Raw genomic sequence first — 15,054 nt, forward strand, 5'->3', positions numbered from 1 at the left:
ACGGCTTGAACATGACCGCACTCCGCTCTCTTCGCCCCACGCTCTGCACGCTCGCGGTCGCCGGCGCAACCGCTCTGCTCGCAGCCTGCACGGTAGGTCCCGACTATCGTGGCGCCCCGGCAGTCGCGCCCGAAGCGGCGAGCGCCGCGACGTTCGTTCGCACGCCCGCGCAAGGGTTCGTGACGACCGCTCCCGCGCCAAGCCAATGGTGGCTCGCGCTCGACGACCCGCAGTTGAATACGCTGATCGCAGCGGCGCTCGCGCACAATCCCGACCTGCGCGCGGCGCAGGCCCGCCTGCGTGCATCGCGTGCGCAATTGCAACAGCAACGCGCTGCGGAGCTGCCGAAGCTTTCCGCCGACGCTGCCGCGGTGCGCTTGCGCCAGCCCGATCTGAGCGCCCTGTCCTCGTCAGGTTCCAGCACGGGTTCGTCCGGTCGTGGACCGCTGCAACTCTATACGGCAGGCTTCGACGCATCCTGGGAAATCGATCTGTTCGGCGGCACGCGTCGCGCGATCGAAGCGGCTACCGCACAATCCGAAGCCGTTGACGCCGACCTTGCCGATACCCAGGTCTCACTGGCAGCCGAGGTCGCTCAGGCATACATCGGCCTGCGCGATCAGCAGCAGCGTCTCAAGATTGCACAGCGCACCGCCGATCTGCAGCAGCAGATGCTGGCGCTCACCGAACAGCGCCGCGCGGGCGGCACGGCAGCCGAGGTCGATGTCGAGCGCCTGACCACCCAGGTCGAGACCACGCGCTCGACGCTGACGCCGCTCGCCGCCCAGGTGGAGATTTCGCTCGATCAGCTCGCGGTGCTGACCGGCAAGGCACCCGGCGCGCTCGATGCGGAACTGGCCGAATCAGGCGCTTTGCCGACGATGCCCGCCGGCGTGCAGGTAAGCGACCCCACGACGATGCTCTCGCAACGCCCCGACATTCGCGCCGCCGAGCGCCGCCTCGCGTCGAGCAACGCGCAGATCGGCGAGCACATCGCTGATTTCTTCCCGAAGCTGACACTGTATGGCGATATCAGCTTTTCGGCCGGGGACCCGGGGCATCTGTTTCGCAAGGCGAATGCGACGTGGCTTGGCGCACCGTATCTGTCATGGAACGTGTTCGACTTCGGTCGCACGCTCGGTGCGGTGCACGGTGCCGAGGCTTCCCGCGACGAGGCGATCGCCAAATACGAGAAGTCAGTCCTCGCCGCCCTACAGGATGCCAACGACGGCCTGTCGCGATTCGGTCATCAACGCGAACATCTGGCAACGTTGCAGAAGGTCCAGGCCTCGGCCGTGCGTTCGGCGGACCTGACGCGCCAGCGGTACCGTGCCGGTACCACGAGCCTCATCGATCTGCTCGACACGCAGCGCACGGAATTTGCCGCGCAGCAGGACGTCGTGTCCGGTCAGGCTGAACTGCTGAAGGATTTCGTCTCGCTGCAAAAGAGCCTTGGGCTCGGTTGGAGCCGGTATGACGACGGCGCGACGACCAGTCAATCGCCGGCCCCTGGTTTGACGAGACCTTCGAGCTGATAAAGCTCGATCTTGCGATAGAGCGTGCTTCGCGAGACGCCGAGGTCGCGTGCGGCCTGCGTCAGGTTGCCGTGGGTATGGTGCACGGCGCGTGCGATGGCTAAACGTTCCGTTGCCTCGAGACTGGCCCCGTCGTCGCGCGGCGACGGTATGACCTTCGAGGTCGAGACTTCGTCGAGCAACTCGGCAGGCAGATCGTCGAGGGAAACCGCGGGTTCGCTCGAGGTCAACAGCATGTTCTCGATCACGTTGCGCATTTCCCTGACATTGCCGGGCCACGAATAGGCACGCAGCAGCGCCATGATTTCCGCGCTCAATTGTCGCTCGGGAACGCCGTGGCGCAAGGCCAGCTTACGGTTGAAGTGCTCGACCAGCAGATCGATGTCGATGTCCCGTTCGCGCAGCGGCGGAATGCGTATACGCGTCACACTGATCCGATAGTACAGATCGCGTCGAAAGCGACCGGACTCGACCTCTTCGCGCAGATTGCGGTTGGTCATCGCCAGCAGACGCACGTCGACGCGGCGCGGCTGGGTGTCGCCAAGCCGGTACATGATGCCCTCTTCCAGAACACGCAATAGAACGGGTTGCAGTTCGAGCGGCATCTCGCCGATCTCGTCGAGACAAAGCGTGCCGCCATGCGCCAACTCGAAACGGCCCGCGCGCCCTTCCGTTGTCGCGCCGGTAAAGGCGCCACGCACGTGACCGAACAACTCGCTGGCAATCAGTTCTTTCGATGCCGCTCCGCAGTTGTATGCGACGAACGGGCTGTCGCCGGCCTCTTCACCGTGGATCGCGCGAGCGAACAGTTCTTTGCCGACGCCCGTTTCACCTTCGATCAACACCGGTACGCGTCGCCTGGCAAGCTGGCGGCCGCGATTGATGGCGGCCAGCATCACGGAACTCTGCCCGAGGATTTGCGCGAAGCGGTTGCGCTGCGGGTCCGCCTCGCCGTGGCGCTCCGCGCTGCGCACATGCACGGGCCGGGTTCGGGTGGGCACCACCAGCATCGCCCCGATCGTGCTGCCGTCGACGACGACGGGGTTGAACCATTCGGCGCTCAGGCCCTCGGGCAAATGCTGCGCCCAGTCCTCCACCGCCGAGGTCGCGCCCATGCCCGGGAAACGCTCGCCGATACCGACCGGCAAACTGACTCGGCCCGTGGTGTGAACGAGCCGGCCACTGCGGTCGATGGCAACCATCCCGGCTGCGTCCGAAGACGACATCCGCTGCAGGCAGAAGGCCAGCAAACGCATATGCTCGCGAGCGGCCTGCTCGGCGAGCACCATTTCGATCTGGCGCGCGGCGGTCACGGCCAACGTGAGGTTGTTGATCTGATAAGTGGAAGGTGGTCCGGAGATGTCGAGCACACCGATCACCGCGCCGGTGCCCGGCTCGCAGATCGGCGCTGCCGCGCAACTCCATGACTTGATTCCTTCACAGAAGTGCTCGGAGGCATGGATATAGGTCGGCTCGCGGGTGGCGAGCGCGGTGCCGATACCGTTGGTGCCGGCCCTGCCTTCGCCCCAGTCGCCGCCAATCGTCAAATGGATTTTTTCGCCCGCCGCCTGCGTGCGCAAATCGCCGGCCGCTTTCAGGATGACTCCGTCCTGGTTCGTGAGCAGCAGGATCGAATGTGAATCAGCGAAAAGGTCGGCCGTCACCGTGAAGAGGCGCTCGGATGCAGCCAGCAACTCGCGATGGCGCCACAGCAGCGCCGCCACTTCATCCCCGTGTACCGCGATCGGTGCCGAGACCGCGGTGGGACTCACGCCCGAACGCAAGCTGCGTTGCCATGAGTCGATCAGTGCGGGCGGAGCGGCCGTGGATGGCTCGCCGGCCAGAAAACGTTCCCACGCGAGCATCGTGCCCCGGTCGGAATGACTGAGGTTCGCGCGCTGCGCATTCGCGACGATGCCACGTATCGCGGCCTGGTTACCTAGACCCAACATGCTGCCAAGCTGATGTCTCCTCGCCACAACTGTCCTCCTGGGCGATGGGTTAACGCGGAACCGGGCTCTGCGGCTGGTTTCGTCGTGACTAGCTAGATTGCGACGGCTGGGCGTGGTTCGCTGTTTTCTATTTTTTTACACCCAGCTGCTAAGGCGCCCGCCAGTATATGCCTGGCGCTTCGACAAGTCTTTTGGGGGAAACACGGTTCGTATGCTCGGTCACACAATTGCCTTCATGATCACACCGGCGACGCTGTGCAAAAGCGGAGCGATCGTCGCGCTGACCTCGGTAACCAGAATCGACAGCCCGCTTAGCGTGATGCCGAAGCCCACGGTGGTTTTGAGCAGGCGCGTCGAAGGTGTCGCGCGAAGACGCCGGACTGTCATCGCGGCCGCGCCGAGATGGCGCTCCGTTCCTGTAGCCATCGTTCATCTCCTCAACCTGCGGCCGCCCGGTTCGTGCCGGAGGCGGCCTCGCTGTGCCGGCCCCCGGATACGGAGACCGGCTATCTCGCTCTCACGCGCCTAGGCCCGGCCGAGCCGTTCGGCGCCTGCGCCCAGCGCCGCTCCGGCGGTCGGATCAATCGTCTCCGGTTTTTTGGCGATCAGCGTCTGGGTGGTGAGAATCAGCCCTGCCACCGAGGCCGCATTGCGCACCGCGCTGTAACTGACCTTGACCGGATCGATGATGCCTGCTTCAGCGAGGTTCACGAACGCGCCGCGACGTGCGTCGAGACCCATGCCGGGTTTTGCCCGCATCGCTTCGCTGACGATGGCCATGCCGTCGAGTCCGCAATTCGTCGCGATGTGAAAGAGCGGCTTCGCCAGGGCACCCTGCAAGAGCCGCGCGCCTTGCTGCACACTGCCCTGATGACGGGCGATGACGCCCTCCAGTTCGGATGAGACCCGCAACAAGGCCATGCCACCGCCCGGCACGACGCCTTCGGCAATCGCCGCGCGCGCCGCGTGAATCGCATCGTCGATCAGATGAAGCCGACGCTTCTGTTCCACCGGCGTCGCGCCACCCGCGAGAATCAGCGCCGTGCCGCCCGACAGTTTTGCAAGGCGCACCTGAAACTTGTCGCGCTCGACGTTCTCCGGCGCCATCTCGTACTGCCGCGCCACCTGTTGACGGCGCGCCGCCACCGCCGCCGGATCGCCGCCGCCCGCCGTGATGATGGTCTGATTCGACGAGATGCGGACCTGGCGCGCGCTGCCGAGATCGCGCAATTCAGTGGCTTCCAGCTTGCCGCCCAGATCGCGGGCAACGACCTTGCCACCGGTCACGATCGCGATGTCCTCGAGCATCGCCTTGCGCCAATGTCCGTACTCCGGCGGATGAATCGCCGCCACGGGCATGCCGCCGTTGTCGCGCCACGCGAGCAGCGTCATGACGCAAGCCGGCGCGACCTCTTCGGCGATGATCAGCAGCGGCCGTTTGCTGCGCGCCGCCAGCGCCTGAAGCGCCGCCACTTCTTCCTGCGACTGCAGCCGCTGATCGGTCATCAGAATCAGCGGGTTGTCGAGCACCACCTGCATCCGCTCGATGTCGGTCACCATGTGGTGAGAGAGGTAGCCACGATCGAAAGCCATCCCGTCCACCACTTCCAGACGGGTTTCGACGGTGGTGCCGTATTCCACGTCGACGATCCCGTCGGCGCCCACCCGCTCCAATGCTTCGGCCACCAGCTTGCCGGTGAACTCGTCGTTGGCTGCCACCACCGCCACGGCGCGCACTTCGTCACTGCTGCGCAACGGCGTCGCGGCGCGCTTGAGCGCGTCGATTGCCTCGTTGACGGCCAGTTCCAGGCCTTGCACCAGTTCGACCGGATTGGCGCCCTGCGCGAGGCAGGCGAGACCGTCCTGGACCAGCGCGTCGGCCAGCACCGTCGCGGTGGTCGTGCCATCGCCGGCTACTTCGTTGGTCTGCCTCGATACTTCGCGCACGACCTGCGCGCCGATATTCTCGAAGGGATCTTCGAGTTCGATCTCACTGGCAATGCTGACACCGTCGCGCGAGATGATCGGCGAGCCGATCGGCCGGTCGATGATCGCGTTCATTCCGCGTGGGCCGAGCGTGCCTCGCACCGCTCTCGCCAGTTTCGCGATGCCTCGACCGAGCGCCATGCGGGCCTCGTCGTCATGCAGCATGATATTCGGCATGATCCTGTGTCTCCTGATCCGATTAGGTCTGATTGCTCTTTTTAGCTCTGCTGCTGTGGACGAAGTGCACCGGTTTGATCTCGACCGCCGGCGCGCAGGCGCTGCTTTCGCCATAGCGTGCGGCAAGAAGACCGCGGCATAGCGCGCCGTTGAACTCGGCATTGACGCCGACTCTTCGCAACGCGCGCAGGTATGCACCGAGTTCGTCCGGATTCAGCTGGCCACCTTCCGTGTCGACAAAAGCCAGTTCATCCTGCGCTGCTTCGTCGGCGTGCCCCACGACAGAACGCCGCTCGCCATATCGCGCGACCAGCCGCCGGGTCTTTTCGTCGTCCGTGCTCTCACCTGCCAGCGCCGACAGTTGCGTCATGCTCAGTCGCACCAGCCTCGCGGGCTCGCAGCCCTGGGCCAATAGCCAGCTCAGGAGTGCCTCCTGGCGACGTTGAAACGCCTTGACGAGAAAAATGCGCCGTACGTCCTCGACCTCGCCATTGGCCTCGCTGCCGAAGGTCTGCTGGAACGACCTGCCAGCCGCGACACCCCGATTGATCTCGGCGGCATACATGTGCTCGTCGAGCGTGATCGTGATGGTCGTGACCCACGGCAAGACCGCTATTGCCCGTCGCATGTCGTCCGCCATCAGGTAGGCGAAGTTGGCCGCGCACCAGTAGGTCGGCAAGCGGAAGCCGATCGATACGCCACCGCCTTCGACCTCCACCGCGGTGACGAAACCCAGCTCCGTCACCGACTCGTCGAGCTCCGGGTCGTCCACGGTCTCGAGCCGGGACCAGACCTCGCCGACCCGGCCCGACTCGCCCTTCGCCACGCATCCGGGCCGCGCCTGCACAGCGTGCGCGGTGCTCATGCACCGACCGCGGCCGGTTGCTGGACGTCTTTCAGCAACGCCTTTTGCGCCTCGATGTCGATGCCATACAGTCGCGCCGCGTTGAGCCCCAGGATCTTCTTCTTGGCCGTCAACGACAACTGCACGCCGGTTTCCTTGCTGACCGACTCGGGCAATTCGAAGGCCATGAACTTTTCGATCAGCCATTTCGGCGACCAGATGGCGTAATCGCTGCCGTACAGGATCTTGTCCTCACCGATCCAGAACAGCAGTTCCGAGATCACGTGCGCGAAGTACTCTGGCCGCGTGTGGATGAACGGCAGCACTACCGCAAGCCCGCCGTAGACATTCGTCTCCTGGGTCGCGATCCAGCAGAAGTCGTCGAGGCGCGGCAATCCGCAGTGCTCGACGATGAAATTCAGGTTCTGGAAGCTGGTCGCAGCGTCGTCGATATCGGCCACGTCGAACGCATCGCGATTGAGCGGCAGAATCGTCGGCCCCTTGTGAACATGGATGTTCTTGATGCCAAGCTTCTCGCAGCGCTCGAAATAGCGTTGCACGCTCGGGTCCGACAGCTTGTAGCCCTTGCTGTCGCCGCGCCATTCCGCCGTGTAAAGCTTGACGCCCTGAATCTTGTAGAGCGACGCAAGCTCCTCGAGACGGTCGAGCCCCGCTTCCCCATCGCGTGGATCGAACGCGCCATTGACGATGAAGCGATGCGGATACTTCGTCTTCAACACGTAGTTGGCCTCGGTCGTGTTGAAGCCGTTCTTGTAGAAGTCCGTCAGATAAGTTGGCTGACAGATCGCCATGTCGTCGTAACCGGTGACGAACAGGTCGTTGTACATCGCTTCTTCGCCGTACTTGTCGAACTTCTCCTTGGGCCACAAATACTCCTTCGGACTCAGGTTCGAGTGATAGGCGTAGAAGCAGTCGATGAATTGCTGGCCGTGCACGTTCTTAAGGTTGGCCTTGCTGCCGTCCCATAGATGGACGTGACCGTCGATGATGAAAATCTCTTCACCGTCCGTGGTTCGATACATGGCATTCGTCTCCTTGGTTGCACGAGCGGCCCGCCGCCGTTGCGGCAAGCCGGCCGCATGTTTAGCTATTGGGGGGAAGGTCATTCGTAAGCCATCGCATCATCCATGTTGCCGAACAGCACGACCGTCTCGTCGTCGATCATCACCATTCGCCCGTAGTGGGTCGAGGTGGAGATCTCGAATAGATGCGGCGTCATCTCGCGGCCCAGCACTTCGCTGATTTCGCCCATCTTGAACTCGATCTTGCCCTGCCCGTCGATGCGGATCATGGCGGGCAGATAGGTCACCGTGATGCCGGGCTTGGTGGACATCAGTTCGGCAATCGCCCGGGCCTCGACGCTGTCGTTCATCGTCACGCCGCATTGGTGCGAGATGGTCTGTTCGAAGCGAACGTCCTTCATCGACTTGAAGATGTTGTCGGTATGCACTGACATTGCGTACTCCTCTGCGCGGTTGGTTCGAATGGTTCGAGCGGCACTCAGGCGCGGATCGACGAAGGAAAGTGAACGCCGATCTCCCGGGCGATCATCTCCGCCCGTTCTATCGAGCTGTTCAGACTGTCATTGAACTGGGCCGTCTTCACATGCGGAATCGACCAGATCGGCTGTAGCTGCTTGGCCGCGGCCGCAGCCAGAGCACCGTGCTTTTCGAGCCATTCGCCAAACAGCTTGCGATTGGCCTCGCCGTGCTGCGGGTCGTTGGCGAGCATATGGAACAGCTCGACGGCATTGGCCAGGTTGCGCTCGTAGTCGCCCTCCGCCGCGGACACGACTGTCGGCGTCAGAAAATCGTTTTGCGCGGCGGCGACCTGCATGACGAAGCCGCTGCGAAACAGATCCGCGACGAGCGGCTCGAATACGATATTCACCGCGAAGTACTTCTCGAGAAAATCGGTGGCGCCGCCGATGGTTTCCACCGCCCGCCGCGTGTCCTGCCAGATGGGATCGGTCAGCCAGTGCTGCTTGCCGGCATCGAGGTCGAGATTGGGCAGATCCAAGGCGATCTCGCCCAGGTAGAGCGTCAGGTCCTGAGCAAAGCGCAGCTTGTAGGAGGCGTTCGTGAGGATCGCGCTATTGATCATCTGGGTGTAGCCGTAGCGCTGCGCATGCATCGTGGCGGTGCCCAGACCGAACTCCGCATGCTTGTACGCGCCCAGGTGCGCTTCTAGCACCTTGATCCACGTCTTGTCGAAGCGTTTCACCGCGCCCGAGCGCCGCGCATTCTGGATCGCGCCCGTGATCATGCCGACGATGGTCGATTGACGCTGGTAATGCGTACGCTCCCACTCTTCGTCGACGGCGCGGAACTTGTGCCAGTCCGAGCATTTGGCCGCCGTCCAGGTTTGCGAATACGTCGGCGTACCGTCAGCGAACGAAAGAATCCAGTCTTGCAGCAGATACCGGTTCGGATCAGGCTGCACATCCACGGTCATGTCTTCGTAGTGACTCGCCTTGCGTCCCTTCGGCTCGAAGTAGTTGTACTTGCGACTGTCCCAGCCGGCAAACTGGGCCGCGCCGGCCGCACCCGACTTCACTGGCGACTGCTCTGCCAAGGTACTCATGTTAGTCCTCCTTCGTGTTTCGGTTATAGACACTACGAACAGGTGCTGTCGTGCGAGAACCGCTCAGCGAACCGCCTGAGTAAACTTGTCGAAATAAAGTCGCTCGGGCGCGACGCCGGCCATCTGAAGAACCGGCATCACTGCCTCGATCATCGGAGTGGGACCGCAGGCGTAAGCGTCGATCTCACCCGCGAGCGCTTCCTCGCGCAACGTGCGGCCGACTACTTCGTGGATAAAGCCGGTCTCACCGGTCCAGCCGTCGTCCGGTTCGGCATTCGAGAGCGCCGGTATGAAGCGGAAATCCGGCAGTTTGTCCTGCAGATCCGCGAACTCGTCGAGATAAAACAGATCGCGCCGACTGCGTGCGCCGTAGAAAAAGCGGATCGGGCGCTCTTCGCCGCTTTGCACGTGATCGTTGAGAATCGACCACAGTGGCGACATGCCCGACCCGCCGCCCACGAGCACCATCGGACCGGGCTGGTCCTCGCGCCGGAAACAGGTACCGTACGGCCCCTTCGCGATCAGCCTGTCGCCTCGACGCAGGCCATCGTCCAGTTGCGACGAGAACGCGCCGTTGGGATACTTCTTGATGATGAATTGCAGTGTCGTTTGTCCATCCGGCGTATTGGCCATCGAAAACGATCGCGTGATGCCGGTGCCCGGAATCGTCAGGTCGACGTACTGCCCGGCCCAAAAGCGCAACGGCCTCGACAGGCTCACTTCCAGCAGCCTGATATCGTGCGTAAGCTTCGTGATCTTCGTGAGCGTTGCGTCGTATTCGGTGACCGCGATCGAGCGGCGCATCAGGTCTTCGTCGTAATTCAGCAACTCGACGGTCAGATCGCTATAAGCCAGTGCGCGGCATAGCAGGATATGCCCCGATTCGCGTTCGTAGTCGGGCAGCGCGAACGTCGAATACTTCTTGAGTTCCACATCGCCTTCGACCAGCAGTGACTTGCAACTACTGCACTGCCCCTCCTTGCATCCATGCATCACCGCGATGCCCTGGCGAAACGCGGCATCGAGCACCGTCTCGCCTTCGGCCACCGACATCTGCACCCCGACCGGCTCGAAGAAAACGGTATGGAATATCTTGTCGTCGTCTGTGTCAGCCATCTCGCGCCTCGTCTGTTGCACGTCGCTCATCTTTGCGCTCCTGATCCGTCCGGTGGCGCACCACCCGCCACCGGAGCGAATGGCTGCGTCAATTCACCGGATTGATCTTGAAGCCGGCGCGATACTCGGCAATGTGCTTCTCACGCTGTTCCGGCGTCATGCCGCGTAGCAGCACGATCGGGCTCTGGATCGTGTAGCCCCGCACATGGTCGAGCGTCCACATCTGCCTGTCGTCGAAGCGCAGATGCGGTTGCGGCACGAGCGTGTTGCCGTCGCTGCGCACGAAGCCGAGATCCTTGATGCAATCGGCCAGATCCCAGCCGTGGTAGCACTCTTCCCATTGACGGCGTCCACTGAAGCGCCCCATTGCCGGCGTCGGCCTGCCTTCGTATTCGTCGGCAAACGCCACCTTATGCGTCCAGCGGCACAGCTCCGAGCAATACGTGTACAGTTGGCCGTCGACTTCGTCGACCACGAAGTCTTCCCGAATCAGACAAGGCACCAGACAGCTCCAGCACCGGTGCGGATACACATAGCCGTTCTCCTGATCGAACAGCATGTTGGTTTCGCCCGGCACGCTCTTCTTCGCGTACCACTTCCAGTAGTCGCCGAATTCCGCGTACCAGCCGGGGTACTTGTGCTCGAACCATTCGAAGTCTTTCTCGGTCTGCGCTTCGATACGCCAGAAATTGACGGGCCAGCCGACCGAGAAGAACTGCGCGACCTTGTGGACATAGTTCTGCTTGACGATGCGATCCCAGGCCGCCGCGACGTCGTCATGGTGAATCTTGATGCCGTACTTCTCGAGCGGCAGCATGTAGGTGCGGTAGTAGTCCTCGTAGATCCAGCGGTGCCACAACTCCGCGTACGATTCCTTGCTCTTGTCGCGATTGGTGGTGCCGTACTCGATGAAGGTGCCAATGGCGGCATCGACGATCGCGTGGTTCTGCCAGAACGCATAGCGCAGGTCGCGCTCGAGTAGCAGATGGTTGTCCGGATCGTTGATGATCGACATCACCAGCGAGTGACCATTGCCGATATGGCGGCTTTCGTCCGACTGCACGGAAAGGAACACCGTGGGCAACGCATAGTCGCCGTTGCGGGCCGCTTCCGAGGGCATCGCGACGAAAAGCGTATTCGTGAATGCGGTCTCCGCCACCACCTGCAGGAAGACGTTGGCGGCCGTGACCGCATCGCCGGTCAGAAAGCCCTCGGCGAACTGCCGGCCAATCGTGGTGGCATAGCACTTGCCGAACGCGGCTTCCGTAATATCGAACCCGGCCGGGTCGATATAGTTTTCCATGTACCACTTTTTCAGGTTCATCTGGATCGTCGAGTGCCGGAACTCGTCGACCATCTGCATCGTGAAGCCGGTGCGTAGCTCTTCTCCGGGTGCGAGCCGGCCGAGCATCGCCATCGAGCGCGCCGCCGAAATCTCGGGGAACGGAATGATCGCGAGGAACAACTTCATCCATTCCACCCAGCGGGGTTCGACGTTGCGGAACATGTCGCCGCGCAATGCCGCGTCGAGTGCGCCGTAGACGCGGTTATCCTTCTCCTCCTGCATCGGAAAATAAGAGCGCAGCACCTGTTTCATCGGGTCACGCGGCGCCTTGCTGATCTTGTAATCCGTCGGGAAGGTCATCGCCTCCTGGACGTAACTCGGAGTCCAGCCGAGATCGGCGACGCGGCGTGCCGCCTCGCCGATACTGATCCCGCGCTGGGACGTGATCTTGTTGAGCGTTAATCCATCAGACATTGAGCTCTCCTAGTTCCATTTCGATAACTGTCGCAATGCGACGCTTCGGGCAGGGCTGGCTAGCGCCTGGGCCAGAGTCAACGACACGGGCGGGGCGTCTCGTCGGCAACAGAAAAACTCGGGAGAACGAATCGGACGACAGGCCTCGATGACCTGTCTTGATGATTGCGTCTCCTGCTGTTTTCGTTTTGCGCTTCTTGACGTCAACGCTTCCGGATTGACCTGGGCATATAGAGCGATAAGCGTGCCAAACGGACTTCCTTGATGCAGATCAAGCCCTGGTAAAGGGCACCGGCTGATGCAAAAAAATCTCGCAGTGCGCCATGTTTTGTTCTGCGACAACGCCGCTTCACCAGGCTGTCCGATATTGGGACGTTCTATCTGGCGATGCTGCCCTGACTCTCAGCAGTCAGAATCACGGATCGAGGCGCATCGCCAGGAACCTTTCCTTCAGCGACGAAGCGTGCCGTCAGAATGAGTGCGCCCAACGCGAAGTCCTTGCCATACGCTTCGATCATCTCGTCCGCCACCGCGCCGAGTCGCTCGAAGAACTGCTCTTTGGAAGTCTGTGCGTCGTTCATGGTTGTCTCTGGTTGATATGTGGGGGACCACGTCTTGTTTATCCGCGGCGTCGGAAACGGAACAACTCGTCCGGCAAAAACACCAGGGCCAGCTCGCCGGCCTCGGTGCCCAGCGCAAGCCGCCGACCGTCCGGCGACCAGGCCATCGCGCTGACCGGGCTGCTGCCGTCACCCTTGATGAACAGAAGGTCGCTACTGCCTGGCTGACACAGCAACACCGCGCCGCTGTGATAACCGACCGCAATCAGCGGATGAACCGGATGGCAGGCCACCACACTGACCGGCGTCTTGCTCGCCAAGCCGCATTCATGCGGCTCCTCATTCGCGCCGGGCGGATCGAAGCGCCAGCACACCGCACGCATGCCGCCGCTCGTCGCGAGAAAGCGCCCATCAGCGGAGAACGACAACGAGCGTGGCTGCCCCGGGTAGCCGCCCATTTCAATGTCCGCCCCGTCGGGTAGCCGCCAGCCATGCAGTGCGTTCTCCTCCATGCCGGTCACGAGATAGCGGCCGTCACGGCTCCACGCCACGTTGCGGTGATAGCCCGGCCACTTGAGCGGACGCTCGCGCAGCGTGTCGGCCGCCCATAGCGTGACGCCGCCTTGATGCGAGATCGCCAGTCGAGTGCCAGCCGGGTCGAACGCCATGGCAGTTGCCGATCCGGGCAGCATCAGGCAGGCAGGTTTCGGTCCCAGCCAATGCACCCTGCGGCCGCACGCATAGGCTCGGCCGCTCGCCTCGCTCGCAGCCACGCGGTCGATCCATGCGCCGGCCTCATGCGCGATCAGTTCGCTCGCGCCATCGAGAAGCAGATGGACGAGACGGCCATCGTCACCGCCACTGAGAAATCCGCCCGCGGGATCGGCGGCGAGAGCGAGGCACGCGCCCTCATGGACGGCGAAGCGCGTGAGCGGCGCCGGCGGCGCTTGCGCCTGCACGAACTCGACGCCGCCGCGCTCGCGTGGTTCGAGTCGAGGACCGCCCTCCCAGACACCGGTGGCGAGCGCCAGGGTGCCGTCGCCGAGCGCGAATCCCGCACATTGCCCTGACCTGTCCCAAACGACTTCGACGACGGCCGCGTCGCTTTCCCAACACGCCCCAAGCAGATCGATCAGAACGTGCGGCGCGTTCATGCGTCGATCTCGCAATGTCTGATGCTCTCGCGCAACTCGCGCCGGTCGAGATTGCGGCCGATGAACACAAGGCGGCTGTCACGACGTTCGCCATCTCGCCAGGGCCGGTCGAAGTCGGTATCCATCGTCATGTGCACGCCCTGAAACACGAAGCGGCGCTCCGATCCCGCAAGGTCGACGATACCTTTTGCACGCAGCAGGTCCTGCCCCTGCTCGACCACCAGTTGCTGCAGCCAGGAGAGGAAACGCGTTCGTTCGAGCGGCCGCTCGACGCGCAGCGATACGCTATCTATGCCGTGAGTATGGTGAGCCTGTCTGACAGCGGCGCCCGCACCAAGCGGCACGTAGCGGTAAGTCCGCTCTGCGCGTGAGCCGTCGTTGGTCTCGCCCGGCGATGCGCTCAGCCGCAGGCGCTTCAGATCGAACGCGCCACGATCGAGCAGCGCGGCAAGCGGTATGTCGCAGCGCACGCTGCTCAGGCATTCGGCAGTCGGGTTGAGGCGCCGCACGGCGTCCTGTACCGCGGCGAGACCGGCCGCATCGATGAGGTCGATCTTGTTGACGAGGACGATATCGGCCTGCGCGAGTTGCTCCGCGGCCTCGCGGCTGTCCGCGAGGCGCGCCTGCAGATGGGCGCCGTCGGCCACGCAGATCACGCTGTCGAGCCGGGTGCGCTGCCGGATCTCGTCATCGATAAAGAAGGTTTGCACGACCGGTGCGGGATCGGCCAGCCCGGACGTTTCGATCAGAATCCCGTCGAAACCGTCCTTGCGCTTGACCAGAGCCGCCACCACGCGAATCAGATCGCCGCGCACCTTGCAGCAGACACAGCCATTGTTCAATTCGATGACTTCGTCTTCCGCGCCGACGACGAGACCGCCGTCGATGCCGATGGCGCCATATTCGTTGACGATCACCGCATAGCGTCGGCCGTGCTGCTCGCGCAGAATGCGATTGAGCAGCGTGGTTTTGCCGGCACCGAGAAAACCGGTGAGCACCGTAACGGGAATCCGATTCATTGCCATCCCCCTTGTGTGCCAGACGATGCTCGACTCTCCAGGCGGAGCAGTTCGTCTGCCAGCCGCTCCCGATCGGACTCGATCTCGCGCAACCCGCTCTCGGCCTCGTCAAGGCGCTCGCGCAGTCGCGCGATATTCGCGGTTCCTTCCGGTGAGACGCCATCGCGCTGTTCGGCGGCCAGTGCCCACGCCAGTTCGATGTCCGCGCCCGCGCGTCGGCTTTCGGCGCGCAAGTGACGGGAGTTGACTTCGGTCAGTGCGATGACCAGTCGCATGCGCTCGAACTGCAAGGCGGCGTCGCGCTCCAGAGTCACGGCAATCTCCACGCTGAGGTCGTTGCGTCGAAGC

At 63.0% G+C, this 15,054-nt stretch carries 14 protein-coding genes; 1 reads left to right on the forward strand and 13 read right to left on the reverse strand.

The window, feature by feature from the left end:
- The first annotated feature begins 11 nt into the window (after positions 1–11).
- Positions 12–1,535, forward strand: a complete 1,524-nt coding sequence (locus tag CI15_RS32885) for an efflux transporter outer membrane subunit (RefSeq protein ID WP_241496013.1) — start codon at positions 12–14, stop codon at positions 1,533–1,535.
- Here CI15_RS32885 and CI15_RS32890 read toward each other — a convergent pair.
- From CI15_RS32890 to CI15_RS32950, 13 genes are all read right to left on the reverse strand, one after another.
- Positions 1,496–3,487, reverse strand: coding sequence for a sigma-54-dependent Fis family transcriptional regulator (locus tag CI15_RS32890; protein WP_062137250.1), 1,992 nt, complete (start codon positions 3,485–3,487; stop codon positions 1,496–1,498). The two genes, CI15_RS32885 and CI15_RS32890, sit on opposite strands and share 40 nt — an antisense overlap.
- 219 nt (positions 3,488–3,706) lie before the next feature.
- Positions 3,707–3,913 carry a hypothetical protein gene (locus CI15_RS32895; protein ID WP_062137252.1) on the reverse strand — a complete coding sequence of 69 codons (207 nt, stop codon included), beginning with the start codon at positions 3,911–3,913 and terminating at the stop codon, positions 3,707–3,709.
- A 99-nt stretch (positions 3,914–4,012) separates the two neighbouring features.
- Complete coding sequence (gene groEL / locus CI15_RS32900; protein WP_062137255.1) at positions 4,013–5,650, reverse strand: molecular chaperone GroEL; 1,638 nt, start codon at positions 5,648–5,650, stop codon at positions 4,013–4,015.
- Positions 5,651–5,672: 22 nt separating this feature from the next.
- Positions 5,673–6,515 (reverse strand): iron-sulfur cluster assembly protein, encoded by an 843-nt coding sequence (locus tag CI15_RS32905; protein WP_062137258.1) that lies wholly within the window; start codon positions 6,513–6,515, stop codon positions 5,673–5,675.
- Positions 6,512–7,537: an amidohydrolase family protein gene (locus tag CI15_RS32910; RefSeq protein WP_062137261.1), complete on the reverse strand. Its 1,026-nt coding sequence runs from the start codon at positions 7,535–7,537 to the stop codon at positions 6,512–6,514. The genes CI15_RS32905 and CI15_RS32910 overlap by 4 nt, the downstream gene beginning before the upstream one ends.
- An 80-nt stretch (positions 7,538–7,617) precedes the next feature.
- On the reverse strand, positions 7,618–7,971 hold the full coding sequence (locus tag CI15_RS32915) for an MmoB/DmpM family protein (RefSeq protein ID WP_062137265.1): 354 nt from the start codon (positions 7,969–7,971) through the stop codon (positions 7,618–7,620).
- Between the two features lie 44 nt (positions 7,972–8,015).
- The gene (locus CI15_RS32920; protein ID WP_062137267.1) at positions 8,016–9,098 is read right to left on the reverse strand and encodes a ferritin family protein; all 1,083 of its coding nucleotides are present in this window, start codon (positions 9,096–9,098) and stop codon (positions 8,016–8,018) included.
- A 63-nt stretch (positions 9,099–9,161) separates the two neighbouring features.
- Positions 9,162–10,244: an NADH:ubiquinone reductase (Na(+)-transporting) subunit F gene (locus CI15_RS32925; protein ID WP_420915894.1), complete on the reverse strand. Its 1,083-nt coding sequence runs from the start codon at positions 10,242–10,244 to the stop codon at positions 9,162–9,164.
- 58 nt (positions 10,245–10,302) lie between these two features.
- A complete protein-coding gene (locus CI15_RS32930; protein ID WP_062137270.1) occupies positions 10,303–11,973 on the reverse strand; it encodes an aromatic/alkene/methane monooxygenase hydroxylase/oxygenase subunit alpha in 1,671 nt (556 codons plus the stop codon).
- 377 nt (positions 11,974–12,350) lie between these two features.
- Positions 12,351–12,554 carry a hypothetical protein gene (locus CI15_RS32935; RefSeq protein ID WP_062137272.1) on the reverse strand — a complete coding sequence of 68 codons (204 nt, stop codon included), beginning with the start codon at positions 12,552–12,554 and terminating at the stop codon, positions 12,351–12,353.
- A 38-nt stretch (positions 12,555–12,592) separates the two neighbouring features.
- Positions 12,593–13,687 carry a WD40 repeat domain-containing protein gene (locus tag CI15_RS32940; protein ID WP_062137275.1) on the reverse strand — a complete coding sequence of 365 codons (1,095 nt, stop codon included), beginning with the start codon at positions 13,685–13,687 and terminating at the stop codon, positions 12,593–12,595.
- Complete coding sequence (locus CI15_RS32945; protein WP_062138387.1) at positions 13,684–14,706, reverse strand: CobW family GTP-binding protein; 1,023 nt, start codon at positions 14,704–14,706, stop codon at positions 13,684–13,686. Before CI15_RS32945 ends, CI15_RS32940 begins: the two co-directional genes overlap by 4 nt.
- A complete protein-coding gene (locus tag CI15_RS32950) occupies positions 14,703–15,032 on the reverse strand; it encodes a hypothetical protein (protein ID WP_241496014.1) in 330 nt (109 codons plus the stop codon). Before CI15_RS32950 ends, CI15_RS32945 begins: the two co-directional genes overlap by 4 nt.
- Between the last annotated feature and the right edge of the window lie 22 nt (positions 15,033–15,054).

The organism is Paraburkholderia monticola, assembly GCF_001580545.1.
In the GTDB taxonomy this organism is placed as follows: Bacteria; Pseudomonadota; Gammaproteobacteria; order Burkholderiales; family Burkholderiaceae; genus Paraburkholderia; species Paraburkholderia monticola.

Excerpts from the sequence above, each read along its gene's own strand:
- CI15_RS32915 (WP_062137265.1), bottom strand. The coding sequence starts at position 7,971 with ATGTCAGTGCATACCGACAACATCTTCAAGTCGATGAAGGACGTTCGC.
- CI15_RS32935 (WP_062137272.1), bottom strand. The coding sequence starts at position 12,554 with ATGAACGACGCACAGACTTCCAAAGAGCAGTTCTTCGAGCGACTCGGC.
- CI15_RS32905 (WP_062137258.1), bottom strand. The coding sequence starts at position 6,515 with ATGAGCACCGCGCACGCTGTGCAGGCGCGGCCCGGATGCGTGGCGAAG.
- CI15_RS32925 (WP_420915894.1), bottom strand. The coding sequence starts at position 10,244 with ATGAGCGACGTGCAACAGACGAGGCGCGAGATGGCTGACACAGACGAC.
- CI15_RS32910 (WP_062137261.1), bottom strand. The coding sequence starts at position 7,537 with ATGTATCGAACCACGGACGGTGAAGAGATTTTCATCATCGACGGTCAC.
- CI15_RS32940 (WP_062137275.1), bottom strand. The coding sequence starts at position 13,687 with ATGAACGCGCCGCACGTTCTGATCGATCTGCTTGGGGCGTGTTGGGAA.
- CI15_RS32945 (WP_062138387.1), bottom strand. The coding sequence starts at position 14,706 with ATGAATCGGATTCCCGTTACGGTGCTCACCGGTTTTCTCGGTGCCGGC.
- CI15_RS32930 (WP_062137270.1), bottom strand. The coding sequence starts at position 11,973 with ATGTCTGATGGATTAACGCTCAACAAGATCACGTCCCAGCGCGGGATC.
- CI15_RS32885 (WP_241496013.1), top strand. The coding sequence starts at position 12 with ATGACCGCACTCCGCTCTCTTCGCCCCACGCTCTGCACGCTCGCGGTC.
- CI15_RS32890 (WP_062137250.1), bottom strand. The coding sequence starts at position 3,487 with ATGTTGGGTCTAGGTAACCAGGCCGCGATACGTGGCATCGTCGCGAAT.
- groEL (WP_062137255.1), bottom strand. The coding sequence starts at position 5,650 with ATGCCGAATATCATGCTGCATGACGACGAGGCCCGCATGGCGCTCGGT.
- CI15_RS32920 (WP_062137267.1), bottom strand. The coding sequence starts at position 9,098 with ATGAGTACCTTGGCAGAGCAGTCGCCAGTGAAGTCGGGTGCGGCCGGC.
- CI15_RS32895 (WP_062137252.1), bottom strand. The coding sequence starts at position 3,913 with ATGGCTACAGGAACGGAGCGCCATCTCGGCGCGGCCGCGATGACAGTC.